Here is a 25,135-nt window from a genome sequence, read left to right on the forward strand (position 1 = left end):
TTCAGGGACTTCCGGATCCGGATCTGCCGAACAGGCCGGCCGCAGGCGCGGAGATCGGCGTCCGAACAGTGGAAACGAGCGGCTTGACAGCGCGCGATCAACTCCTCGGTGGCGCGATCGTCGCCGATACCGCCCACCGCCCTGTTCACCGGCACGCGGGATATTGTCAATGTCGACGCACACCACTTCCGCACGCGCGCAACCGAACTCGGGCTCACACTGTCCTGGCATGAATACCCCGGCATGCCGCACGTCTGGCCGCTTTTCCCCATTCCGGAGGCTCGTCGCGCCATCGCGGAGATCGCGGACCTCCTCACCGGTGTGGAGCAGGCGACGCCGGCTGGTTGAGATCCTGTGCGAGGCGCAGGATTTCGGTGGCGGTAGCCGCACCGTAGGCGCGACTGGCCGCGTGGGGGCGGTCTGCCGGGTAGTTGGAGCGGTGCGCGATGGTGATGCCGGTCGGCAGCCGCACGGTGGAATTCGCCACGGTGGCAATGCAATTGCCGCCTGCCTTGGCGGTGAGGTCCACGACCACGGTACCGGCGGTGAGAGCGTTCAGGGCTGAGTCGTCGAGCAGGATCGGGGCTTGGTTGCCGCGATGGCCCGCGGCGCAGATGATCAGTTCCGGATCATCGGCCGTGAGGTGGCCGACAATGGCGCGCGGAGTCGGTGACATGAGGAAATGCGCTGCGCCACAGGCTATTGCGGATTCCCGCTGTTCGGCGCGAATACCGATCGCGGTCGGACGCTCGTCACCGCATTGCACCGCCGCGGCTATGGCGGCCAACCCGGCGCGGCCGCAGCCGATCACGAGCGTCCTGATGGGGCGGGCCTGGACACGGGCGGGTAGCAACGCACGGCCGGTACGGTAGGCGACATCGCCCGCGATCATGCTCATTGCGGAGAGCGGATCCGGTTGCGCGGCAGTATGTTCGGCGGATATCCGCTCGAAGGCCACCGAATGCACACCACGCGCCTCGAGCGAGCGGATACGCGCCTCGCGGTGGACCGGATCCTGGAAACCGAGCAGGGATTGACCGGGATGCAGCGGCATGGCGTCCAGATCGTATACCGGAGGCTTCACCCACGCTATGACGTCGGCGTCGGCGAATACCTCCCTGCGGTGTGCGACGAGCGTGGCTCCGGCCTCGACATAGGCACGGTCGGTGAAGTCGGCCCGCCAGCCCGCGCCCTGCTGGACGCGCACCCGAACATCACTGCCCCGCAGCCGCGCGACATCTGCCGGGGTGAGTGCCACCCGCCGCTCCTGGGCGGCGGTTTCTCGCGGCACACCGACGATCATGGCGCACACCCACCGCTCCGCGCGGGTTCGGTAGCGGCCGCACGCCCACGCCCCCCGAGTCCAGCCGCCGTGGCGTACGCGCGCGCACCGGACCCGAGCTCCGCGGTCATGACGCGATGGCGGGAATCCGCCGCTCCGACAGGGCATCTCCGTAGGTCATACCACCGCGCAGCCGGTGCAGGAGGCATTCCATGCGATCGAAGAGCTCGTGCAGGAGCTCGACCGCACCGTCCTCCTGACCTGCCCCGTAGCGGGGTGCCGCCACATTGAGCCGGACACCGAGACGGTGAGATCCGGTACGCCCCAAGGCCACACTGTCGATCCCGGCCATGGTGAGGAGCAGATCCTCCAATTCCGGACTGGTCCGGACGCCGGCGCTCGTCAGCAGATCGGTATCGAATTCGACGGTCATGAACATGCCCTGCCGACTGCCGAGCGGTCGCAGTACCTGCGCACCGATCCGGTCATTGATCCCGGCCAGCAGCGCACCGGCGGTCTCGACCTGTGCGCGCAGCAGACTTCGATTGTGCGCCAGCTGATCCCAACCGGTGTGCTCGATGGTGGCGCGGGCCAGATGCGTGGTCTCGCGCTGGAAGGAGACGCAGAGTCGCGCTCGGATCTCCTCCAGCCACACGGTATTGCCGGTACAGGCCGCGCCGATCTTGTTCGGACCGAAAGCGTTGTATGCCTTCGAATTTCCGGTGATGCTCAATACCCGATCGTAAAGCCGCACCGGCCCGTCCGGGGACGGCACGGTGAGCGCGGCGATCGGCAGATGATCGTCGACGAGCAGATCGAAGGACATATCGCAGATGACGGGCACCCGCGCGGCCACCAGCACCCGGCCGATCTCGGTCAGCTCCGCCACGGTGTACTCCGCGACCACCGGATTACCGGGCAGCGTCAACATGACTCCGCACAGATTCCCCTGTGCGGCATGGTGTTCCAGCGTGCGCGCCAACTCGACCGGATCGATTTTGAACTCGCGGTCCGGCGTCGCCCTACTGGAGACCATGCGCAGCCCGTACTTGGCGATATGCACGCTGGCGCTCTTGTAGTACCCCTCCGGGCACACCAGCACCCCGCCCGGTCGCGCGATGGTGGCGATGGCCTCCTCCAGCAGCACCGTGCTGGAGTATGGACATACCAGCACCTCGCCGGGATCGACCCGCACCCCGGCCACCTCCGGCACCGGCGCGTGCAGGCGCTGAAACAGCCGCTGCGCCGCCAACTCTCGCAGCACCAGGGGTTGCTTCTTGTCGTACAGCCGCCCATCGCGGTACTCGTCGGGTTGGGTGCGGGTCATCACCTCGCGCCAGGCGGTATTGAGGGCGTCGACCGTGACGTCATCCATATGCAGCCCGGTCTCGCCGTGATAGGCGTCGATGATCCCGCGATAGGCCCGGTCCCGCGTCCCGGGGAACCAGGGATCGGGGCCGAGGTAGGCGCGTGCGGCCTGCTTGCGCTCATCGGAGCGATTGGTGAGGCGCACCGGGTCCGGGCACAGCACTGCCGTGCGTTCGGTCACCGGTACCCGCCTTCCCCACTCGTGCCGGGGCCGTCGGCCCAGGTCTGCGCGAGTGCGGTGCGGAACAGCGCACGGCTGTCATCCGGACCGAGTCGCGGAAGCCGCGCCAGCGTCGGCCGCGCCATGATTTCGTTGACCACGAGGGCCATTCCGGCACTCCTGAGTTCGTAGAGTTTGTCGAACCTGCTCTGCGCGAACTGAACGTCGTGTTTGAGCGCGGAGAAGCGGGTAGCGACGCGTTCGCGCCGCGCGTAATCGTATTCGCCTGTCGTCACATAGCTCTCGTCAACTATGAGCATGCTCTGCGCGTTGCTGGCGTGTAGGCGGTCCACCAGCACCGTTTCGACGCCCGCGCGCACCTGTTGCCAGATCTTGTCCTCGTACGGCACCACATCGGATATCTCGTCGATGACGTAGAGTCGTCGCACCGAGACCCCGGCGCGGGCCAGCCGCAGAATCTCCAGGTGGTACTCATCGCCCAGATCTCCGCCGATGGCGCCGAGGTCGGCGGTGTGAATGGCGCAGATCGCCCGAGAGGCGTTGCCCAGCACCGTCAACCAGTCATTGATGGTGTTCCACTCCCACACCGTGGCACTACCCGATGGGATCTGGGTCAAAAGTTCTTCGGCGCGTTCGAGCTGACGTTTGGCGATGAAGCCGAGCGGTTTCACCTCACCGCGCGCCGCGCCGACGTCGATCAGGCTCTGCGCGATGGCCAGCACGCGCGCCACCGCATCGGGATCCTTGCCGAGCAGGATATTGAACTGCATGCGCAGATCACTGCTGACCAGGTCGGCGGCGGTCTCGGTCCCGACCACCGGCATCCGTTCGCCCAGTACCGAACTCAGCCGTTCGCGCAGCGCGAGCGGCGGTATCCGAGTGCCGTTCTCGATCTGCTGGATCAGGCTGCGCGAACAACCGACCTGTTCGGCCAGTTGCAACTGCGTGAGATCGCGTTCCTTGCGGAGTCGGCGGACCAGGTCGCCGACCTGCTCGCCGTCCGCGGCTGAGCGAGACATGCTGCCTCTCCCATCAGAGTTCCGTTGCCGTGCCACCCACGTGCCATGCGGCACCCATAGTAAGCACGATGTGTCATGTGTGCCATACAGGCTCGGGGAGTTTTCGATTTGCAAGATTGCAGCCGCCGAAATCGCCTTCAACAGCGACTACTCGGAGCGTGCCGGGTAATCACAGATGCTCCGAGACAGGCCGATTCGCCTCGGATTTCAAGCGATCAGGCGTAATTCGGCGCAGATTCAGGACACCAATTCACCATGATGCTTACTTGATATCCAGCTCGGATCTATTTCAACTTCCAGCACCACAAGATCTCGCTTTTTGCCATGAGTGACATCACATATCCTTTATGGCACAGGCACTTTCAGCCGCGAGAGTGCCTGCAGCTCCCGAGGAGGTGTTCGCACCCATGGCCCTCGCATTCACCACGTGGTTGATCACCAGTGACGTGACGCCCGAAATAGCGCTCCGCTCAACCACTTCCGAGCACGAATGGGAATTGAGCTGGCTGCCGGACCGGAAGTTGACCTTCGAGCAGGCCGTCAGCGGCATGGTGCTGGACGAGATCCTGAGCGATCCCGCCCCCGCCGACGGCGATATCGCCCTGGAGCTGGCCGCCATCCGCGCCGGCGAGCTGGGTACCACCCTCCGGGAAGTCGTTGTGCGCCTGTCGATTCGGGTGGCACAGCGGGACACGCTCCGCAGTCAGGAGAAGCTGTGTATTCCGACGCCACACTCAGATGTCACCGGTGCGGCTGGACCAGCCGCGGCAATGCCAAGCTTTGCCGCGGCTGCGCACAGCCACTGCCACGGATCGCGGCAGTGCCACTGCCGACCTCCGGCTACCGCCGGTCGAGCCTGATCGGCACCGTCACGGCCGATCCGCGGCCGATGGAAATGCCGGTACTGCAACCCTTCTGGTTCCTGCTCGCCGCCGTCACACTGCTGCTGGAGGGGCTGCGGCCGCTGTCCCGGGAGGTCATGGCCGGCACGCTCGGCGCGGTCGCGGCGACGGCACTGCTGGTCCACGTGCTGGCGACCGCACACATCGGGGCCATGTCGCGCGCGGCACGGGCATTCGCGCCTATTCGGTGGCGTACGGGCATGCGGCTGGGCATCACCGATGATGCCGGCGCACAGTGGACACTGCATTTCCTGCCCTGGTTCGGCACCGATCTACACCTCGGCGATCCGGCCTTCGCCGAGGGGCATGAGAGCCGGTCCGGGGAGTTCCGGGCCTCCACCGTCACCAATATCCGCACCGGCAGTAGACATATCAGCCGCTGGGCCCTGTCCTCCATGACCGCCGCGACCTGCCTGGTCCTGGTGGCGCTGTTGATCGGCACCACCACAGGCTGATCGCCGGTCGATGGCGGCGTGGAGGGGACATCGCCATCGACCGGCGGTCGGGCTATTGATCGGCGCGGCCTGGACCCGCAGCTACCGGATTACGTTCAGGCGGAGAGGGTTTCCGCCCCGGCAGGCTCTGCCTTGCGGGCCCCGCGCCCGAAGCGCAGGATGCCGTCCTCGATCGCGCCCTTGCGCAGCATGGTGCGATCGCGGAAGTAGTTGTTGATCACCAGCCACGGACCGCGCGTGCCCTGACGCGGCATGACGCTGTCACCGCGCTGGATGTATCCGGAGGTGAGCGCACCACCCATGAGCGAAGCCTCGGAACGATCGCCCTCCTGCGGCACCGCGACGACCTCGGTATAACCCTTGGCCTTCATATGGTTCAGCAGGCGGCAGAAGTACTCCGCGGCCAGATCCGCCTTGAGCGTCCACGAGGCATTGGTGTAGCCGAGGATAATCATCAGGTTGGGCACGTTGCTCAGCAGAGCGCCCTTGTACGCCACCAGATCTCGCGTCGCGAGCTGCTCACCGTCCACCTCGAGGCTGGCACCGCCCAGCATCTGCACGTTCAGACCCGTCGCACTGACCACGATATCGGCCTCGAGCTCCTCGCCCGAGCGCAGTCGAATACCGTTCTCGGTGAAGGTCTCGATGTGATCGGTTGCGATGGAGGCTTTTCCGCTGCGCAGCGTCTTGAACAGATCACCGTTGGGCACCACGCACAGCCGCTGATCCCACGGGTTGTACGACGGGGTGAAGTGCCGCATATCGATACCGGATCCGACCTGCGCCCGCACCGCCGCCAGCATCAGCTTGGCGGACAGCTTCGGATTGGTCCGCGACAGTTGGTAACTCGCGCGCTGCAGGGCGATATTGCGCGCCCGCCCCGCCTTGTAGGCAATGGTCGCGGGCACCTTCGCGAACTTCAGCCCGACCGCGACCGGATCATCGGCGGGCAACGCGGCGATGTAGGTGGGCGAGCGCTGCAGCATGGTGACGTGCGCGGCCTTATCGCTCATCGCCGGAATCAGCGTGATGGCGGTCGCGCCACTGCCGATGACCACCACGCGCTTACCGGTGTAATCCAGATCCTGCGGCCAGTGCTGCGGATGCACGATCTGCCCGGTGAAGTTCTCCTCGCCCGGGAACTCCGGACGGAAGCCCTTGTCGTAGTCGTAGTAGCCGGTGCAGCCGACCAGGAAGTTACTGGTGTAGATCTCGGTCTCACCGGTGCGCTCGTCCAGGGCCTCGACGGTCCAGACCCCGGCCGCGCTGTCCCAGCGGGCCGTGGTCATCTTGCGGCCGAAGCGAATGCGGTCGGTGACGCCGTATTCGGCGGCGGTGTCCTCCACGTACTGGCGGATGTGCGGGCCGTCGGCGAGCACCTTGGTGCCGATCCACGGGCGGAAGCCGTAGCCGAAGGTGTACATATCGGAGTCCGAGCGGATGCCCGGGTAGCGGAACAGGTCCCAGGTGCCGCCGATGGCGGTGCGACGCTCCAGGATCAGATAGCTGCGCCCGGTATTTTCCCTGGTCAGATGGCAGGCCATGCCGATACCGGAGAGGCCCGCGCCGATGATCAGTACGTCGACATGCCGCGTCATTGGGGTACTCGCTTCGTCTGTTCGCGCCCGGGCTCCGTCGTCCGGGTTCGCCGAATATTATCTGTTATTCGCGGTAACGTCTACTCACGCTGCCTTACGCTGCGGCTCCGAGCGGTAACGAGTGGCCGGGCCGTCGATACCCAACACCTTCCAGACGGTCTTGGCGATCGGATTCATCAGACCGATGCGCTTGGCCAGGGTCCGCACATCGGCGTAGTACCCGGCGAAGGTCTCCTTGGAGTCGGGCAGACCGAAGAAGACGTCCTTGCGCACCCGGTCCGGAATATCGAACTCCCGGAAGAACGCGCGCGGCGGAATGATGATGGCCCGCCCGCCGATCCACATGACGATCGGGAAGGCCAGCGACAGCACGAACTTGTTCAGCGGATTCGCCTGCGGGACATGGTGTTCCAAGAACTCGTGGGCGAAGGAGATATGCCGGGCCTCCTCGGCGATATGAATCGCCATGACACCGCGCATGATCGGATGCACCTGCTCCCCGGCGCGCAGGATCGACTTCTGGATGTGGTCGATCGGCTCCTCCCCCGAGAGCACGGCGATGAAGAACAGATTCGGGAAGACCGCGGCCAGCGGTGGCACCACATAGGTGAGCTTCTTCAGAATCGGCCCCATACCGGGCACATCGCGCCCGATGCGGTTCACCATCTCCTGGAACATGAGGGTGTGATTGCACTCCTCGATCACCTCGTGGGTGCAGTACCGGAACTCCGGATCACCATTGGCCAGTCTGAAGGTGTGCTGCACCATGCCGCCGATGAGCAGGGTCTCGAACTGCAGGCCCACCTTGGCGATATTGGCCTGCCGCCACAGCCCGATCTCGATCTTGCGGGCCTCGGAAAGCGCCTGGTACCAAGGGTGCCGGGCGAACATATCGCCCGCCTTGGGCAGAATCCAGCGCCTATCGCGCGGGTCGACCTGGAAATCCGGGTGGTCCCAATCGATATCGGCGAAAGGATCGAAATGCCTGTCGACCGAGCCCTGCGAGAGCAGCAGGAGCTTCTCGGCGTACCGCTGGGCGAGCGCGAACTCCGGATCGGGCTGGGCCGATGTCGTCGTAATGGATGCTGACGCCATTGTCAGAGCCTCTCGAGGAGTGACCAAAATAACTGTACCTCATGGTTACACCTAAATTGGCAACCCGTCAACAGCAATCCCGCTGTGCCCCACCGGCAATCGCGGGCATAGCTGCGCCAGCACATATGCTGAGGGCATGCTGGACCATCTCATCCTCGGCCTGCTGGCACTGCGCCCGCTGTCGGGCTACGACCTGGGCAAGTGGATGGACGGGCCGGGACGATTCATCGGCTACCGGGTCTCACTGCCGCAGGTGTATCGCACGCTCGGCAAATTGGTCGAGCGCGGACTGGTGGAGTTCGATGTGGACGCCCGCGCGGGCAAACCCGACGCCAAGGTGTATCGACTGACGGCGGACGGTCGCGCGGCCCACGCGGCCTGGGCGGCAACACCGTACGAACCCGCACCGCGACCGCTGGATCCGGACTTCATGCTGCGCTTCCTGTTCGCGGGCATGCTGGGCCGCGACCACGCCATCGCCATACTGCGCACCGAACTCGACTATCGGCGCGCGCAGGTGCGCACGCCGACCCGGGTGGACGCGCTGACCGGTGCGCTCGCACCCATTGACGGAATCGATCCGCAATGGGCCGGACAGGTCATGCGCGCGGCCCACGAACACGGCCGCTCCTCCACCGCCGCCTATATCGGCTGGCTCGAGGTCACCCTGGCCGATTTCGAGAATCGGCCGGAGTGAACTCAGGCTCGGAGAACGGTCTCCGAGTAGGGCGGCAACTCGACCGAGCCGGAAACCGCTGTGCGCGTTTCGGATACGGTATCGCCGGGGACGAAGGCGGGCGCGCTGGTCGGCGGTGCGGTGCGCGCCGACGAGTACAGCGCACCCGCTCCCAATGCGCCCAGGGCGAAGGCCCGCCTGCTGATCTTCTTGCGCATGAACTACTTCCGGTCCTCGTTCGGAGTGCAGCGAACGGTGGGATGCCGATCCGGGTCGAGGGCATGCAGCACCAGATCGACGGTTCGGGGATCGGTGGATTCGGCCAGATGGCCCGCGTGATCCTGCGGGCAGCCGTCCTGGAGAACGATATTGGTGACACCGGGAGCATCGATGAAGGCCGAGGTGTACGGGGTCACGATCTGATCGTCGCGGCTGCCGATCATGGTGTAGCGCACGCCGGGCGCGACCATGGGACCGCTGTTGAGCTTCGCGAGATACGGGGAGCCCGCCATCAGGTCCAGCAGGGCCGAGGTGCCCGGCGGCACCGCCGCGGCGAGCGGCGCGAGATTGATTCCGGCCGGTTCGACACCGTAGTGCGGACCGCTGATCGCGACCACGGATCGCATGGGATTGGCTCGGCCGGTGAATTCCAGGCTCGCCGCGCGGGCGATCAACGCGCCCTGGGACTTTCCGACCACATCGATGGCGTCCACCGCGTTGAGTTCGGCAATCCGCTCGGCCGAGGCGGCGAAGTAGGCCGCCGAGGCGGCGACCGATCCGCGGGAGTCGTAGTCGAGGCCGTAGACGCAACGGCCGTCGTCGAGCAGCGCCTGGCGCACCGGGCCCAGGCTCGCCTCGACGGTGGCATTGGTGCCGTGGATCAGCAGCACCGGTGGATCGGCACGGGTCTGCGCGGAGCACGCGGTCAGGGTGTCGAGCGGAGTGGGCGGCGTGGGCGCGGCGGTCGCGCTCCCCGGCCCGGATACCGCGCCGACGATCGCCAGGGCTGCGGTCGCTGCGGCGAGAGTGCGCACAAAATCCTCCTGGGAATGTGTCTATAGGCACATATGTATTTACGCCTTCTTGGCGAAGATACCCGAAGAGCCCAAGTAAACAATATGTACGTTGACACATATCCCAAAGGCTAGGTCCAGAAGACCGGGCGCAACCCCCAGGCCGCGAACTCCCGCGCCACGCATTCACGCAGGGAGTCGCGGGTCGGGAAGCGGTCGGGATCCGCGCCGGTGGCCGCGAGGGTGACGGTTGCACCATCACTGGACCAGGAGAGGTTCAGGCCGACCTCCACTCGGCGGAACAGCTCGGTGTCATTGACGCAGACGACCGGGCGCATCAGCACCGAGCGCGCACGGACGCCCGCGAAGGAGGCCACCGACTGGCCGGTTTCTCCGAGGTTGGTGCACAGGCATTCGGGAGCCTTGGCGGTCCGGGAGAAGCGGTCCAGGACGAAGCGGGGCAGCATCATCTGGACCGGTTGCAGGTGTTGCAGAGCGGGGGTGGTGGCCGGATCGGCGTAGGCGCGGGCCGCTGTTTTGATGGCGGCGCGGACCCGGGCGAGGTCGGTGAGTTCACCGGCGCGGTAGGGGACGGCGATGGGCAGGCCGGTGGTGGCATTGCCGCGCGGGTCGTCGGGGACTCGCATGGAGTGCGGGATATCGACGCGGACTTCGGAGCCGTCGGCGATTCGACCGGAGCGGCCCAGAATGCCCACCGCCACCCCGACCATGAGGCCGTTGGCGGTGCCCCGGTGCGCGGCGGCTACCGAATTCCATTCGACCAGTCCGACCTCCACGACCAGGCTGGCGGCGGTGTGCCGATCCGGCAGTACCAGCGCGGGTTCGGCCGGTCGGGGATTCCGGGCGGGCTCCTGTACGGAGCGGGCGGCGACGGCCGCACGGATACCCGATGCGGCGGAGCGCAATTGACCCAGCGCATCGGCGAAATGCCTGCGGTACAACCCGGTTCGGGGCGTATTCCCCACCAGGCGACCGGAACTGGTGGCGGTATCCACCGGCGCACCGGTCTCCAACCGGTCCAGCGCGTCGCCGACCGCGTACAGCACCGCTCCCCCGTCCGCGCCGACATGCGAGGTGACCAGGGACAGCAGCATGCCACCGGCGGCGGTCGGTGCGGCGGAGAGTCGCCATACCCGCCCGACGGCGGGATCGAACTCCACCCGGCTCTGGTCGAAGAACCAGTCCAGCACACCATCCTCCGCGACCGGCTCGGATCCGATGTCCAGGGGAATCGACCGGGCGGCGGGCACCCACCACGGCCGGGCGAACGGGACGGCGGTGGTCCGCACCCGCCGAGACAGGAAGCCGTGCGCCAGATGCGCGTGAAAGCGTTCCAGCACAACGGCATCCACCGGCTCGTCGAAACGCCAGGCCAGCTGATTGACCAGGGCGTTGCCGTACAGCGAATGCAGTTTGAGGAACAGGTCGTCATCGGCGGTCAGGCGGTTCAACCGGACCGGGGTGGGCGAGGCGAAACGGATCGGGCGAGCGGTTGCGGTGCTGGACATGGCCGGTCCTTCCAATCAGCGATTGCGCAGGGTACGAACGGTCAAGGGGGCGAACACGATCGCGACGAGCAGTGCGGCCGCCAGCGACCAGACCAGATCGCTGCCCGCGCGGCCCTCATCGGCGAGGGTGCGCACGGCGGCCACCAGATGCGAGACCGGGTTGTAGTCCGAGACGTGCCGAAGCCAGGTGGGCATGGCCTCGACCGGAACCAGGGCGTTCGAGGCGAAGCTCAGGAAGGTCAGCACCAGCATGGACATACCCTGCACCGCCGCCGGACGGGCCACCGTGACACCGATGAAGGCGAAGATCCAGCTCATGGCGGTGGTGGCGAGTACCACCAACAGTGCGCCGAGCACGAGACCGCCGGGATGCTCAGGGCGGTAACCCATCCCGAATCCGACCAGCAGCACCATGAGCGCGGCGATCACATATCTGGTCGCGCCGGAGACCAGCGCACCGGTGACCGGTGCGGACCGGGCTATCGGCATGGCGACGAAGCGATCGAAGACACCGGACCGGATGTCCTCGGAGAGTTGCACCCCCGTCGCCACCGACGAGGTGAGCACGATCTGCACCAGCACACCCGGCACCAGGGTCGGCAGATACGCGTGCAGGCTCCCCGCGATGGCGGTGCCGAACACGTTGCCGAACAGCAGTGGGCCGATGATCGGCAAAAGCACCGCGTCATAGAGCAATTGCGGACTGTGCCGGAAAGTCAGCATGCCGCGCTTGGCCATGGTGAGCGATTGCCGCAGCGCCGCACCGGGTCCGATGTGATGAACGGTGGGCTTGCGCTCGATACGCGGTCGCGATTCGGTGACCACGGAGGTCTCGACGAGGACGGTCATGCCGATACCTTTCGGTCCACGGAGTGCTGGGTGAGGGCGAGGAAGACCGAGTTCAGGTCGGGCCGATCGACCGCGAAGCCGCGCAGGCGAATTCCGCTGGTGCGGCAGGCGGTGATGACATCGGCGGCACTGTCCATGTCCCGCAGCGGGACCGTGAGGGTCGTGGGCGTATCGCCGTGCAGCGGAGTGACTCCCACGATGCGTTCGACCGCCGCGTCGGCGAGCGGGCGCTGGGCCGGATCGATGAGGTCGATGCGGAGCATCTCCTCGCCGAGAGATGACTTCAACTCGGCCGCTGTGCCTTCGGCGACCACGCTGCCGTGATCGATGACGGCGATGCGGTCCGCGAGCGCGTCGGCCTCCTCCAGATACTGGGTGGTGAGCAGGATGGTCGCGCCTCGATCGACGAGTTCGCGGACCACCGACCACATGCGTTCGCGGGTATGCGGGTCCAGCCCAGTGGTCGGCTCATCCAGAAAGATCAAGGGCGGCAGAGTTATCAGCGTCGCCGCCAGGTCGAGGCGACGGCGCATACCGCCGGAGAAGGACCCGACTCGGCGGCGAGCGGCGGCGGTCAGCTCGAACTGTTCGAGCAGTTCGTCCGCCCGCTGGGCGGCGGCGCGGCGGGTCAGGCCGAGTAGCTGACCGAAGAGGCGCAGGTTCTCCACGGCGGTGAGGTTCTCGTCCACCGCGGCGTACTGGCCGGTGAGCCCGATCATGGAGCGGACGGCGGTCGCCTCGCGTGCCACATCGTGGCCGAAGACGGTGGCGTGGCCGGAGTCCGGGCGCAGCAGGGTGGCGAGCATGCGCACGATGGTGGTCTTACCCGCACCGTTCGGGCCGAGCAGCCCGAAGACGGTGCCCGCGGTGACCCGCAGATCGACCGTGTCAACGGCGGTGAGTGCGCCGAAAGTCTTTCCCAGCGACTCTGTTTCGATAGCCAGCTCGGTACTCATCGAGTACCTCCGATCCTGAGGGTCGCCACACCCGTCGGCAGCTCTGCCGAGACGGTCGTAGACGATGCTGAATTCGCCTGTGGTGCATCGGAATCGATTTCCGGTGCCGCGTTCAGGGACTCGATGACATCGGCGGCTCGAGCGACGCCGTCATCGCGGAAGCGCATACCGTAGGCGGATGCCCGCAGCATGACGGTGGGCTCGGTGGCGCGAATCAGGGCCTGCTCCAAGCGATCCGCGGACAACTGCGTGAACGGGAGTGTGGCCCCGAGTCCGAGCGTCTCCAGTTGGCGTCCCCAGAACGGTTGGTCGGCCTGGACCGAGCAGATCACCGAGGGCACTCCGGCCCGCAGCGCCGCCGCGGTGGTACCCGCCCCGCCATGGTGGATGGCCACCGCACAGCGCGGCAGTACCGCCCGGTGATCGACCTGCGGCAGCACCGCCGCTCTCGGTCCGATCTCGTCCGGGAACATGGTGCCGGTCAACAGCACTCGGCGGCCCTGGCTGCGGCATACCTCGCGCACCATGCGCTCCACCGCGACCGGATCGGCGACGGGCATGGACCCGAATCCGGCGTACACGGGCGGATCCCCGGCACGCAGCCACTCCGCCAGCAGGCGCGGGATGGCGTCGGTCGAGCCGTGCGAGGACATCGCCGAACCCGCGCCGGAAACGACCGGGAAACCTGTCACCGGCGAACCGGACAACTCCTCCGCCAGACCCGGGAACAGCTCGATGTCGTACGCCTGCAGAGCGATCCGAGCCGGTGACCCCGGGCGGATGCTCCCCGATTCGACACCAACCGTTTCGCCTCGGCCGACCGCATCGGCACGGTAGGCGGTGTCGGTCGCCTCGCCGCGGCGTACCTCAGCGCCCTTGTCGATGGTCCGGCGGAGCGCGGCGATCTCGGGTGTCAGCGAGCGCGCTCGCGCCCTGCCGAGCAGCTGCCAGCCCAGCTGATTCACCGTGCCCGGCAGACGATTCCCCGCTGGGGTGGGAACCACCGGCACGGAGCGATTCGGTTGAATCGGGAAGAAGTGCATGGCCGCCAGGGGAATCCCACGGGAGCGGGCGATCTCGGCGGCGAGCTCCTCGCAGGCCATGCCGGTGACGAGCACATCCGCGTCCTCGGCGATGGCACGCAAATCCCGTGCCGCCTCGGCGAATCCGCGACGTTGCAGATCCACCAGGGCGCGCATCCGCTGTACCGGATTCCAGCTGGAGAATCGGCGGTCCTTTTGCTGCGCGCGCAGCAGCTCGCCGGTGTCGAGCCCGCATGGCACGCCCGAAACCCCGTACCCGGCAGCGAATTCCACCAGATTCGGCGAGACCGCTACCGTCACCCGATGCCCGCGAGCGGCCAGCTCCCGGCCCAGCAGCGTTCCGGGCTGTGCATCACCCCGGCTGCCCGCGAAGGCCAATAGCACCTTCACGGCTCAGCCCCGCGCCGATACCGGAACCCGTTGCGAGGCCGCGTTATCAGCGGCGGACGCGACGGCTTCGGCGGGCACCACCGCACACTCCGGCCCTTCCATCGGCGTTCGACCGCTGGCGACCGGTACCACTTCGCCGGCGGGCCGCCCCGCCGACCGCTGCCCGGAGACAGCGGGTGCCTGTTCACGCGCCGCCACAGCCGAGGCGAGGACAGGTGCGGCGGGCATCGGGTCGGGTAGCGCTCTGGACCCGGCGGAGCTGACCTCGCCAACCTCCTCCGATACCGCATCGACGGCGGTCTCCGATTGGGCGAATTCGCGCATGGCGCGGGTGAATTCGGTGAGGAAGCGGTCCATTTCGTGAGCCGGGAACGCGGCCGGGAAACGGGTGGACAGGCGCAGTCCGTCGGCGGCGCGGACGATCCAGAAGAAGACCTCGTCACCGGAGTAGGACTCGGCGCGCAGGGTGTGGCCGCGCAGGGATTCGACCAGTTCGTAGTCGGGCAGGACCCGGATATCCAGGAAAGAGATGCCGAAGCGCGGGTGGTCGCCGCAGTTCAACAGCTCCAGGGCGCGAGTCCAGGTGGCGTCGTTGGCGACTCGGGAGCGGCGCAGGGTCTTGCGGGTGGACTCCAATGCGTTGTCGAGGTTCAGATCCGGGTCCAGGGTGATGTCGATGGGGACGACATTGACGAACCAGCCCATGGATTCGAGCCACTTCAGGTCAGGACGGGTGGCGATGGGCATGATCGCCCGCATGGAGATGTATCCGTAAGCCCGCCGGTAGGCAATCGCCAGTGCGGTGAAGACCGCCACCGAGAGGCGATGCCCGCGCGCGGTGACCATGGTCTCGATCTGCTCGAGTTCATTGAGCGGCAGCAATTTTCGCGAAACGCTGGTCTGCGGCAGCGCCGACGGCGTCCCGCTGCCCTTGGTAATGGCGGGTTCGAAACGCGGGAGCATGCCGCCGGAGCCGTCCAGGAAGTTCTGCCACAGTCGCACGGCTTCGCAGCCCGGGGTGAGCGTGGCGGCGGCATCGCGCTCTCGAACCGCGAAATCCGCCGCACTGCCGAATGTTTCGGACTCCCGTACGGGTTCGCCGTTCACGATCGAGCGGTAGAGGGTGCGCAGCTCCAGAATCACGATCGCCTGCGAATAGGCATCCATGACGGAGTGATCGGCGGCGATCAGCACGGTGAAATCGGGGGTCGCGTGTTCGACCGTGGCGAGCAGGCAGTGCGGCCACACCAGCGCGGAGAGCCGCTGTTCCAAGGTGTCGCAGAGGTATTCGCTGATCGCTCCGGAGTCGGTGATGCCCGGCACCGGCTCGTCGGCCACGTCCACCGCCTCCGGAGCGCAGCTCATCCGGCGCGGTTCCGGTCCGCTCGCGGTGTCGAGTGTGGTGCGCAGTCCCTCGTGCCGGGCATGCCAGCGGCGTACGGTTTCACGCCAATGTTCGGCCTGGAAGGGCGCATCCATTTCGAAGATGGTGCCGATCCAGCGCCCGCGACCGGGGCGAGGATCGTCCGGGTCGGTGTCCAGGCAATGCCGGACCTGCACGCTGGTGAAGGGTCGTTCGTCGGCGGTCCAATCGTGGTCCGCGCCGAGCTCGGGCCGCCACAGCGTCAATGTTCCCGGGCGCAGGGCGAATTCGGATAGGTGCGTGTATTCCATATCGATGTCCTCATCGAATTAGATGCTCAATGGTCGGGGCGTACGGATTTCGTAAAGATCCACAACCCTTCTATTCACCTCGAGCGAATTGGAAGCTAATGGCTAGTTCGCACCGGAGGAGCCGGCGCCTGCGGCGGCACTGCCCGATCCGAGTGCCTGTGCGAGCGTGCCGCCCGCCTGCGCGGAACCACTGGCCGCGCCACTTCCGGTGCCGAGCAGCCCGAGAATCGAGCCCGGTCCGGGAACGAGTCCGGCCAGCGATCCCGCGGCCGAACTGCCGGTGCCGAGTGCGCCCAGCACACCCGCGCCGGTCGCGCTACCGGTGCCGACAGCGGCGGAACCGGTACCGAGCTGCGGCAACAGGGACTGAGCGCCAGATTTGCCCGCATCGGCGGGAGACGAGGCGCCGTCTCCCGCCGGTGCGGCGGTAGCCAGGGCAGGCGCGATGAATGTCAGTGCGGCGCCGGTGCATACGGCGGCAACCCGGGTGACGAAACGTGCGTTCATTGCCTGAATTCCTTTCGAACCTTCATCAGTTTGAAGCGGTGCGCCGAAACGGCGGCTCGGCTGACGAGCAGTTTGAGAGAGCGGCGGCGACGCTGCCGGGAATGGCGCCGATTCGGGCGCGAACCAAGAACATCACCGTTTCGCGTACTCCGCAATACAAGTGCTCGCAAACAAATGGTTAACGGAATGTTCCGCGCCATTTCACTGTGCGCCAGGCCACTGCAAAACAAAATTGGCCCGTCATTCACTTTCACCGGATTTCAGCGCGCGGAATTCGGTGCGGGCGCGCACAATCCGCGCCGCACCGGCACCGGGGTCCGATGCGCGTGCACGCTGGCGACTCGAGTCATTGTGCTGTGCGCCACTCTTCGCTAGCCTCCTCTGAGACCAGCTGGTTTCACTCATTCGGCTGGGGCAGGGAATGGAAGGACCTCGACGATGAGGGTTATGGCACCGCGGCGCGCCGTCGCGGCGGCACTGGCGGCGGCGACCATGCTCGCCGGATCCTGGACCGCGGTGGCGGCGGCCGATGAACCCGCGCCCGCCGCCACCGCGCAGACCGTCTTCGGTGGTGACGGGCCACATCCGGTGTCGACGTCGGTGCGCACCAATCCCTGCCAGGACTCGGTGTACGGGATGATCCAGCACATCGCCGTGCACCTGCTCGGCAATCGCGACGATCTGACCTGTACGCAGGCGTTCCCCAATGGCCTGGAGTCCCCGGCGGGCGTGAACACCTACTATCCGGCCGATATCGCCGACCTCGGCAGTGCGCCGCTGATCGTGCTCACCGGTGGATTCGACTCCAATCCGGGCCAGTACGACCGGCTGGCGCGGCAGTGGGTCAGCAACGGGTTCGTGGTGGTGATCGCCTACGAGTGGTTCAACTCGCTGGCATATGTGCCCGCGGCGGCCTTGGCCGTGGCCATGACGACCGATCGCGATCCGGCCTCTCCGCTGTATCGGCGAATCGATTTGTCGCACACCGTATTCGCGGGCCACTCCGGTGGCGGGCAGGCATCGCTGCAAATCGCCACGCTGCTCCCGCCGGTGGAGAAGTCCGTCGATCCCGAACTGCATGTGACCGGTGTACTGGCCATTCAGCCCGGTCCGCTGGCGGTGGGCGCGCTCATCAATGTGCCGACGCTATTCCTCACCGGCTACAACGATTTCGTGGTGCCGGACTTCGCGTGGGTGCGGTGGTGGCAGTACAACCTGACCTTCAACGCACCCGCCTGGATCGCGAACGCGCGTGGGGTGAGCCACTTCTCGGTGGTCGACGGGATCGACAACTATCTCTCTGCGGGTACTGCGGTGGCCTGGCTGCGCTATCTGGGATTCGGCGATGAGACCGCCAAGAGCTACTTCGTCGGGCCCGACTGGCAGTTGCCCGCCGACCAGACCTACTTCAGTGTCGAGCGCAATGCGCTGGCCAACGAGGTCCGCTGAATCATGTTCTCGACGAATACCTTTCGAAGGAAGACCGTGAAAATTCGACATTGGCGGCATGGCTTCGGCGCGGCACTGACCAGCACCGCGCTGGCCGCCACCTGTACGCTGCTGTCGCCCGTACTACCCACCGCCGCAGCGGATCCCGCCGAATGCGCCGAACCCGCCGGGTCGACTCCTTTCCAGCGTTCGGAGGCCGCCGATGCCGGATTCGATCCCGCGGTGCTGAACGACGCGCTCGATTTCGGCTCCGGCAAGGGCGCATACGCCATACAGGTGTACCGGCACGGTTGCCTGGTCGGCGACCGCACCAAAACCGGCAATCTCCCGGCGCCGCTGGCCAGCGCCTCCAAAGGCGTCGCCTCGGTGGCCATCGGGCGGGCGATCACCATGGGCTACTTCAGCCTCGATGATCCGCTGGGTCGATTCTTTCCTCGGGCCGATCCCGAACACGCCGCGCTGACGGTCCGCCAGGTGCTGAACCAGACCACCGGACTGCACTTCAGCTGGGCCGCGGATATCGCCGGTATCGCCACCGATGAGGTACTGCAAACCCTATCCGCTCCTTTGGATTTCGCGCCCGGAACCACCTTCCAGTACAGCCAGGCCGTGCTCGTCCTGCTCCCCCGGATCGTGGAGATCACCACCGGTCTGGACTTCCAGGACTTCGTCCAGCGAGAACTCATGTCCCCCTTGGGAATCGATCGCGGCAACTGGATCTGGCTGCGCGACCGCAGCGGCCATACCGCCGTCAACGGCGGCATGGCCATGCGCGCCGACGATCTCGCGCGGCTGGGCCAGCTCATGCTCGACAACGGCCGCTGGGGTGATCGGCAACTGATCGACCCCGACTACATTCGCCAGGCCACCGAACCGACCTCCGCCAATGGCGGTTACGGCTTCCTGTTCTGGCTCAATGCGGGCGACTCCTACAAAACCGCGACGGTCCCCACCGCGAAGGTATTCGACCACGCGATGTTCCCCGGCGCGCCCCGTGACCTCTACTCCTTCGTAGGCGCACTGGGTCAATTCGTGGCCGTAATCCCCAGCCGAGATATGGTGATCGTCCGCCTGGGCGTCCCCTCGGGTATCGACCCGAACAATATCCAGACCTCCCTCGCCGCCGAATCCAATCCGGACAACAAGGAATTCCTCCGCCGGGTAACCGCGGCGGTCTCCGACCAACCGGCCGAACCCTACGACGACCCGTACCGCTACGCCGACAACTTCGGCCCGGTAATCGGCTCCCTGGACGACCTGGCCTTCTGGACCGACCCCGCCCAGGTCGCCCAAATCCTTTTGGGCACAGGCCCATACGCCTCGACCGACTGCAATATCCTGTGGTGCAACGGCAAACTCGTCCCCCAGGACATCTTCGCCGCCACCATCGACACCGCCGGCCAGCTCGCCGGAGTGCTGTCCGCGCTCGGCAAAGGTCAGCGCTGACCGGTCTCGATACCACGAGGTGGGTGAGCGCCTGACTTGACCTTGCCCCCGGGGGCAGCGTTTACATTCGGTTGATGAGGATTGGTCAACTCGCACAACTGGCCGCGGTGAGCCCGAAGGCGATTCGGCGGTATGAGGCGCTGGGGTTGGTCACACCCGCGCGCCATCCCAACGGCTATCGCGAATATGACGACGAGTCCGTTCGGCTGGTCCGCGAAATCCGGGCCTTGAACCGTCTGGGTATCGCGGTGGAGGAGACGCGGCCCTTCCTCGAGTGCCTGTCATCGGGTGGCGAATTCGTGGATGACTGCCCGGCATCATTGGCCGAATACCGCAGGGCCATAGCCGATTTGACCGATCAGATCGCGACGCTGACGGAGCGCAGGGACGAACTTGTTCGTCGGCTGCGTGATGCCGCGCATCGCAATACCGCAGCTCCGACAGTCACATCCACGCCGAATCTATCGACACTACCCAGCGATATGCCGGAGCCCCAGGATGACGGAGCGGCCGCACATCTGCCCGGGCTGCGAATGCCCGAGCTGACGATGTCCGATAGTGCCCGCGCGAGAATCGATCTCGCAACGCTCGGGGGGCGGCGAACCGTCCTCTACCTGTATCCGCTGACCGGTCGGCCCGACACCGATCTCCCCGACGGATGGGATGCCCTCCCGGGGGCTCGAGGGTGCACGGCGGAGGCGTGCGGTTTCCGCGACCATCACACGGATCTGATCGCCGCGGGCGCGGATAACGTATTCGGCCTCTCGAGTCAATCTTCCGACTATCAAAGCGAAGTCGTCAATCGACTGCGTCTGCCCTTCACCATGCTGTCCGACCCCGAACTGCGCCTCGCAAACGCATTATCCCTGCCGACATTCGAGGTCGACGGAACCCGCCTGTACACGCGCCTGACCCTGATCATCCGAAACAACGCGATAGAGCACGTCTTCTACCCCGCATTCCCCCCGAATCAGCATGCCGAGCAAGTGCTTTCCTGGTTGAAAGAGAACCCGCTGTGAGTATCACCGCCGTCACCGACGAAACCTTCGAACACGAGGTCCTCACCCATGAAGGCGCTGTCCTGGTGGACTTCTGGGCAGAATGGTGCCCACCCTGCCGAATGATCGCCCCCGTCCTGGATGCCATCGCCGCAGAGCGGCACGGACTCCTCACCATCCGAAAGCTGAACACCGACGAGAATCCCAGCACCGCTAGGGATTACCACATCATGTCGGCACCAACCCTGATCCTGTTCCGCAACGGCGAGCCCGTCCGAACCATGGTCGGAGCCCGATCCAAAGCGAAGCTGCTCGCCGAACTCGACGAGATACTGAGCGCGAGCCACGAATAGTCGAAAGTCCAATCCAGCGAAAGGCGATCGCTTCTGAATATTCTTGTATCACAATAGAATTAGCCTTTCCCGGCCTGTTCTATCACGGTAGAATAAAGGCATGAATTCGGGAGGGACCACCGCACTCGTGAGCAGCGCTTCGGCGCTGCTCGCCGCGGTGGACGGCCTCCTGGACGCGTCCCTGACTCCGCATTCCGATGAGGAATTCATCGAGGTAATGCGGGTGGTGGAAACGGCGATCCGCGCACTGGAGGCGGTCAAACATCGTTTCACGGTCGAGACCGGTACCCGCTGCCTGGCCGCGCGTGCGGGTGTGTCGACCCCGGTCAAGTTCCTGGAACAAACCCTGCGCCTGTCCCATGCCGAGGCCACCGGGCGCTGGAACACCGCGAAGCTGGTGTCGCCCCGGGTGTTTCCCACCGGCGAGCTCGACCCGATACTGCCCTTGGTTGCCGAGGCTCAGCGTGCGGGTGCGATCTCGGCTGATCACACCCGGCACATCGTGGCCGCGCTGCACAAACTCCCCGACACCCTCCCGGATGAGAGGAAGGAGACCGCCGAACGGATCCTGACCGACTACGCGCGCGCGGGTTTGCCCGATGCCCTGCCGCGGTTGGGGAACGAGATCCTGATCCGGGTGCACCCCGACGGGGAGTTGGCCGCCGAGCGTGATCGTCAACGTTTGCGTGGGTTGAGTATCGGGCATCAGCGGGTGAACGGTATGTCCCCGGTGTCGGGGGAGATCACTCCGGCGTTGCGTGCGGTGTTGGATCCGATGCTGGCCAAGTGGGCGCGCCCGGGCGTGTGTAACCCCGAGGACACCGACAGCCCTCGTAGCACCGCCGATGCCGCCGACCGTGGGGTGTTGGCGGCGGCGGCCAAGCGTGATGGCCGCACCGCCGCGCAACGCAATCATGATGCGCTGCTGGGTTTCCTGCGTTTCGGAGTGGACCCGGCCATGCTCGGCAACCATCGTGGCCTGCCGGTCGCGGCGGTGTTGAGTATGTCGGTGGCCGATGTGGAGCGTGGTGCCGGTATCGCGACCACCGCGACCGGGGGCACCCTGTCGGTGTCCGAGGCCCTGAAATTGGCTGCCACCGCCAGCGATTCGAGTACTTTCGTGGCGGTGCTGGACAAGGCCGGGGCCCCGATCCACCTGGCCCGCGTCCGTCGCTCATCCGCTGGGTCTCGTGGGAAGGCTGCCCGCGCCAGCGGTGCCACACCTGACAGTGCCGGAGTCGGCAATGCGGGAGTTGGCGGTGCCGGAGTTGGCGGTGCGGGAAAGGCCGGAGTTGGCAGTGTGGCGTGCGGTGGTGCCGTGCTCGGCGCATCTCGCGGCAGGGCGTCATGCACCATCGGTGCCATGCCTGGCAGTGCTGGAAATGGCAGTACTGCAAATGGCAGTGTCGCATCGGGCGGCACCCTGGGCGGCAGTACCCTGTCCGGCTGTGCTGGATCTGGCGGCGGTGCCCTGACCGGCACTGCCATATCCAGCAGCGCCGCATCCGGCACGGCCTGTGGCGCGACACCGGTCACCACTCGTGGTGCCGCGTCTGCTGCGACCGGTGCCGTATCGGCCAGTCCCGCACCCGGTTTCACCGTCACCGACCTGCCCCTGCACCTGGGTGAGAACGAGCGCCTGGCCACCGGAGCCCAACGGTTGGCGTTGATCGCCGCCGAGAAAGGCTGCACCCGACCGGGATGCACCGCGCCCGCCTCGCTGTCGGCGGTGCATCACATCACCGAATGGGTCAAGGGCGGACCGACCGATATCGAGAACCTGACACTGGCGTGCGATGCCTGCCACGGCCTGGTCCACGACGGCCCCGGCGGATGGAAAACCGTGGTCATGGGCCCGGACACCGACTACCCCGGCCACACGGGGTGGATCGCACCCCCGCACATCGACCCCACCGGCACACCCCAAGTGAATCACCGGCACCATCCGGGAGAGTTGACGGCCGCGACCCTGGCCCGTATCCACGCCCGTGACGAACGCGAGCGGGCACGGCTCGAGGAATGGCTCAACACCCGCAACACCTCCCACACCCGGCGATAGCGACGCTGAGCAGCCTGTACCACCGACAGGGAACCACCCGCCGGTGCTACAGGCGTGTTGTGCGGTGCGGCCCTGACCTATTCGCCCTGCGCCTACGCCCAACCCCGCACCTGCACCTGCACCCAGCCTCCGTGATCCAGACGCTGATCATTCCCGCGAGTGCCACCGCATGACCCGACACTTCCACACTGGCTGCCGAGGGCGAGAATCGCGCATACGAGGAAACCGTCAGAGCATCATCTGCCGGTGCAACCGGGTCTGCTGGTGCGGCTATGTGCCTTTCGCGGCTCGGGTGCTCACCCGTGGGTCGTGGTCCATCGCAAGACCAGTGGGCTACCACCCGGGGACTTCGTAGCACACTCGCCCGAATCACCCGCGGTCCCAGCGGGGTTCGGGAGGACACGCAAAACAAACGCGGCAGTGCTGGTGGCGTCGCCTGCCGTACCCCACTGTCGCTCCCCCCATCGAGCGCGAATACTCGCGACCCAGCCGGGCTGGATGGCCGTGGGAACCTTCAGAACCACAACCCGAAAAGACAAGAGCGAACAAAGACCCCACCCCATGACGCCCAGACGAGAAGAACCACCACCCTCGAGGCCCTGGACGTGCGATCAGGGGGGCGCTCATGCAGGGGACACGCCGGAGATCGCCGCACCAGTGCCCCCCTGATCGCGTGTCCAGGGGGATTCGGGCGTCGAGCAGGAACTGATGTACGCGACACGCCGGGGTTCGGTGCGTGAGTTCCTGGTGAGCGAACGGTCCAGGTCGTCGGAGGCTCCGAACGGGATGTGACGGAGTGCTTCGGGGTCCTGAAAGTGTTGTGGTGGCGGGGTTTCGGGCCCTTGGGCCCGTCTTTCTTCTTGTCCTGGCGTCTTTTGTCTTGGTTCTTGTCGTTTTGTTCTTGGTTTTTGGGGTTGTGGTTCTGAAGGTTCCCACGGCCACCCGGCCAGGCTGGGTCGTGAGGGTGCGGCTCCCGATGGGGGAGCGAAGGTCAAGTCCAAATGCGTGGTGTAACTCGGTGGTCACCGCAGGATCCGAATTGTCGTGTCAGGCGGTGAGTTCGGTGGGTGCTGGTTCCTCCTGTTCGTCGGTGGGTGCCAGCCCGCGTGAGCGGGCGAGCACCTCGAGGCCGAGGTAGCGTTTGGCTTCGATCCATTCGTCGTGTTGCTCGGCCAGGACCGCCCCGACCAGGCGGATGATCGAGCCGCGGTCCGGGAAGATGCCGACCACGTCGGTGCGGCGGCGGATCTCCTTGTTCAACCGTTCTTGGGGATTGTTGGACCAGATCTGGCGCCAGATCTGTTTGGGAAACGCGGTGAACGACAGCAGATCCGCGCGGGCCCCATCGAGGTGATCGGCGACTTTCGGGAGCTTGCCGGCGAGCGCGTCGAGCATCCGATCATACTGGGCGGCAACCGATTCGGTGTCGGCCTGATCGAATACCGAGTGCAACAACGTGCGAACCCACGGCCACGACGATTTCGGGCAAACCGACATGAGATTGACCGTGTAGTGGGTGCGGCAACGCTGCCAGGACGCGCCGGGCAGGGTCGCCCCGATCGCGGCCACGAGGCCGGTATGGGCATCGGAGGTCACCAAGGCAACCCCGCTCAGCCCGCGCGCGACCAGGTCACGGAAGAACGCCAGCCAGCCGGCCTTGTTTTCCCCGGAAACCACCTGCAGCCCCAGGATTTCGCGGTGCCCGTCGGCATTGACGCCGGTCGCGACCAGGGCGTGAACGTTGACCACCCGCCCGTTCTCACGCACTTTGAGTACCAGGGCGTCCGCGGCGACGAACGTGTAGGGACCGGCATCGAGGGGGCGGGTGCGGAATGCTTCGACCTGGGCGTCCAGATCACGGGCCATGATCGAGACCTGTGACTTGGAAAGTGTTGTGACCCCGAGGGATTCGACGAGCTTCTCCATCCGGCGCGTGGACACGCCGAGTAGGTAGCAGGTGGCGACCACGCTGGTGAGGGCACGCTCTGCGCGTTTGCGGCGCTCGAGGAGCCAGTCGGGAAAGTAGTTGCCCGAGCGCAGTTTCGGGATCGCGACATCGACGGTGCCCAGGCGGGTGTCGAAGTCGCGGTGGCGGTAGCCGTTGCGCTGGTTGACGCGCTCGTCGCTGCGTTGCCCGTAGTCGGCGCCGCAGAGCGCGTCGGCCTCGGCACTCATCAAGGACTGGATGAACGTGGACAACAACCCGCGCAGCAGGTCCGGTTGCTCGGACAGTACGGCGGTCGGGTCGATAGGCTGGATATCGGTCATCGCGTGAGTTCTCCTTCGAGAGACT

At 66.2% G+C, this 25,135-nt stretch carries 23 protein-coding genes; 9 read left to right on the top strand and 14 right to left on the bottom strand.

Features of this window, described 5'->3' with window-relative positions:
- Positions 1-108: 108 nt before the first annotated feature.
- The gene (locus OHB26_RS04440) at positions 109-348 is read left to right on the top strand and encodes an alpha/beta hydrolase (RefSeq protein ID WP_330182963.1); all 240 of its coding nucleotides are present in this window, start codon (positions 109-111) and stop codon (positions 346-348) included.
- Here OHB26_RS04440 and OHB26_RS04445 read toward each other — a convergent pair.
- The 3 genes from OHB26_RS04445 to OHB26_RS04455 form a co-directional block, all read right to left on the bottom strand.
- Positions 314-1,303, bottom strand: coding sequence for a hypothetical protein (locus tag OHB26_RS04445; RefSeq protein ID WP_330182964.1), 990 nt, complete (start codon positions 1,301-1,303; stop codon positions 314-316). The two genes, OHB26_RS04440 and OHB26_RS04445, sit on opposite strands and share 35 nt — an antisense overlap.
- Before the next feature lie 106 nt (positions 1,304-1,409).
- Entirely contained in the window at positions 1,410-2,831 is a 1,422-nt protein-coding gene (locus OHB26_RS04450) for an aminotransferase class I/II-fold pyridoxal phosphate-dependent enzyme (protein WP_330182965.1), read from the bottom strand.
- Positions 2,828-3,850 (bottom strand): helix-turn-helix transcriptional regulator, encoded by a 1,023-nt coding sequence (locus tag OHB26_RS04455; protein ID WP_330182966.1) that lies wholly within the window; start codon positions 3,848-3,850, stop codon positions 2,828-2,830. The genes OHB26_RS04450 and OHB26_RS04455 overlap by 4 nt, the downstream gene beginning before the upstream one ends.
- Positions 3,851-4,257: 407 nt before the next feature.
- On the opposite strand from OHB26_RS04455, the gene OHB26_RS04460 reads away from it, so the two are divergent.
- Both OHB26_RS04460 and OHB26_RS04465 read left to right on the top strand, forming a co-directional pair.
- Positions 4,258-4,710, top strand: a complete 453-nt coding sequence (locus OHB26_RS04460) for a hypothetical protein (protein ID WP_330182967.1) — start codon at positions 4,258-4,260, stop codon at positions 4,708-4,710.
- Positions 4,671-5,207, top strand: a complete 537-nt coding sequence (locus OHB26_RS04465; protein WP_330182968.1) for a hypothetical protein — start codon at positions 4,671-4,673, stop codon at positions 5,205-5,207. Before OHB26_RS04460 ends, OHB26_RS04465 begins: the two co-directional genes overlap by 40 nt.
- 95 nt (positions 5,208-5,302) lie before the next feature.
- On the opposite strand, the gene OHB26_RS04470 is transcribed toward OHB26_RS04465, so the two are convergent.
- Both OHB26_RS04470 and OHB26_RS04475 read right to left on the bottom strand, forming a co-directional pair.
- Entirely contained in the window at positions 5,303-6,805 is a 1,503-nt protein-coding gene (locus OHB26_RS04470; RefSeq protein WP_330182969.1) for a flavin-containing monooxygenase, read from the bottom strand.
- Positions 6,806-6,889: 84 nt separating this feature from the next.
- Entirely contained in the window at positions 6,890-7,900 is a 1,011-nt protein-coding gene (locus OHB26_RS04475) for an AurF N-oxygenase family protein (RefSeq protein ID WP_330182970.1), read from the bottom strand.
- Between the two features lie 136 nt (positions 7,901-8,036).
- On the opposite strand from OHB26_RS04475, the gene OHB26_RS04480 reads away from it, so the two are divergent.
- Complete coding sequence (locus OHB26_RS04480; protein WP_330182971.1) at positions 8,037-8,597, top strand: PadR family transcriptional regulator; 561 nt, start codon at positions 8,037-8,039, stop codon at positions 8,595-8,597.
- A 2-nt stretch (positions 8,598-8,599) separates the two neighbouring features.
- Here OHB26_RS04480 and OHB26_RS04485 read toward each other — a convergent pair whose 3' ends face one another.
- The 8 genes from OHB26_RS04485 to OHB26_RS04520 all read right to left on the bottom strand — a co-directional run bounded on the left by OHB26_RS04485 (position 8,600) and on the right by OHB26_RS04520 (position 16,537).
- The gene (locus tag OHB26_RS04485; RefSeq protein ID WP_330182972.1) at positions 8,600-8,794 is read right to left on the bottom strand and encodes a hypothetical protein; all 195 of its coding nucleotides are present in this window, start codon (positions 8,792-8,794) and stop codon (positions 8,600-8,602) included.
- A gap of 3 nt (positions 8,795-8,797) precedes the next feature.
- A complete protein-coding gene (locus OHB26_RS04490) occupies positions 8,798-9,610 on the bottom strand; it encodes an alpha/beta fold hydrolase (RefSeq protein ID WP_330182973.1) in 813 nt (270 codons plus the stop codon).
- 110 nt (positions 9,611-9,720) lie between these two features.
- Complete coding sequence (locus OHB26_RS04495; protein ID WP_330182974.1) at positions 9,721-11,118, bottom strand: hypothetical protein; 1,398 nt, start codon at positions 11,116-11,118, stop codon at positions 9,721-9,723.
- A gap of 15 nt (positions 11,119-11,133) precedes the next feature.
- Positions 11,134-11,967 (bottom strand): ABC transporter permease, encoded by an 834-nt coding sequence (locus OHB26_RS04500; RefSeq protein WP_330182975.1) that lies wholly within the window; start codon positions 11,965-11,967, stop codon positions 11,134-11,136.
- Positions 11,964-12,923, bottom strand: coding sequence for an ATP-binding cassette domain-containing protein (locus tag OHB26_RS04505; protein WP_330182976.1), 960 nt, complete (start codon positions 12,921-12,923; stop codon positions 11,964-11,966). Before OHB26_RS04505 ends, OHB26_RS04500 begins: the two co-directional genes overlap by 4 nt.
- Entirely contained in the window at positions 12,920-14,356 is a 1,437-nt protein-coding gene (locus OHB26_RS04510) for a glycosyltransferase (protein ID WP_330182977.1), read from the bottom strand. Before OHB26_RS04510 ends, OHB26_RS04505 begins: the two co-directional genes overlap by 4 nt.
- A gap of 3 nt (positions 14,357-14,359) precedes the next feature.
- On the bottom strand, positions 14,360-16,030 hold the full coding sequence (locus OHB26_RS04515) for a condensation domain-containing protein (protein ID WP_330182978.1): 1,671 nt from the start codon (positions 16,028-16,030) through the stop codon (positions 14,360-14,362).
- A gap of 102 nt (positions 16,031-16,132) precedes the next feature.
- Positions 16,133-16,537, bottom strand: coding sequence for a hypothetical protein (locus tag OHB26_RS04520; RefSeq protein WP_330182979.1), 405 nt, complete (start codon positions 16,535-16,537; stop codon positions 16,133-16,135).
- Positions 16,538-16,975: 438 nt separating this feature from the next.
- Here OHB26_RS04520 and OHB26_RS04525 point away from each other — a divergent pair, with 438 nt between their 5' ends.
- From OHB26_RS04525 to OHB26_RS04545, 5 genes are all read left to right on the top strand, one after another.
- Positions 16,976-17,986, top strand: coding sequence for a poly(ethylene terephthalate) hydrolase family protein (locus OHB26_RS04525; protein ID WP_330182980.1), 1,011 nt, complete (start codon positions 16,976-16,978; stop codon positions 17,984-17,986).
- Positions 17,987-18,022: 36 nt separating this feature from the next.
- Positions 18,023-19,432, top strand: a complete 1,410-nt coding sequence (locus OHB26_RS04530) for a serine hydrolase domain-containing protein (RefSeq protein ID WP_330182981.1) — start codon at positions 18,023-18,025, stop codon at positions 19,430-19,432.
- Between the two features lie 74 nt (positions 19,433-19,506).
- Positions 19,507-20,451, top strand: coding sequence for a redoxin family protein (locus tag OHB26_RS04535; RefSeq protein ID WP_330182982.1), 945 nt, complete (start codon positions 19,507-19,509; stop codon positions 20,449-20,451).
- Complete coding sequence (gene trxA, locus OHB26_RS04540; protein WP_330182983.1) at positions 20,448-20,783, top strand: thioredoxin; 336 nt, start codon at positions 20,448-20,450, stop codon at positions 20,781-20,783. Before OHB26_RS04535 ends, trxA begins: the two co-directional genes overlap by 4 nt.
- Before the next feature lie 100 nt (positions 20,784-20,883).
- Positions 20,884-22,842, top strand: a complete 1,959-nt coding sequence (locus OHB26_RS04545) for an HNH endonuclease signature motif containing protein (RefSeq protein WP_330182984.1) — start codon at positions 20,884-20,886, stop codon at positions 22,840-22,842.
- A 1,047-nt stretch (positions 22,843-23,889) separates the two neighbouring features.
- On the opposite strand, the gene OHB26_RS04550 is transcribed toward OHB26_RS04545, so the two are convergent.
- On the bottom strand, positions 23,890-25,110 hold the full coding sequence (locus tag OHB26_RS04550; protein WP_330181113.1) for an IS256 family transposase: 1,221 nt from the start codon (positions 25,108-25,110) through the stop codon (positions 23,890-23,892).
- Positions 25,111-25,135: the final 25 nt, after the last annotated feature.

The organism is Nocardia sp. NBC_01503, from assembly GCF_036327755.1.
Lineage (GTDB): Bacteria > Actinomycetota > Actinomycetes > Mycobacteriales > Mycobacteriaceae > Nocardia.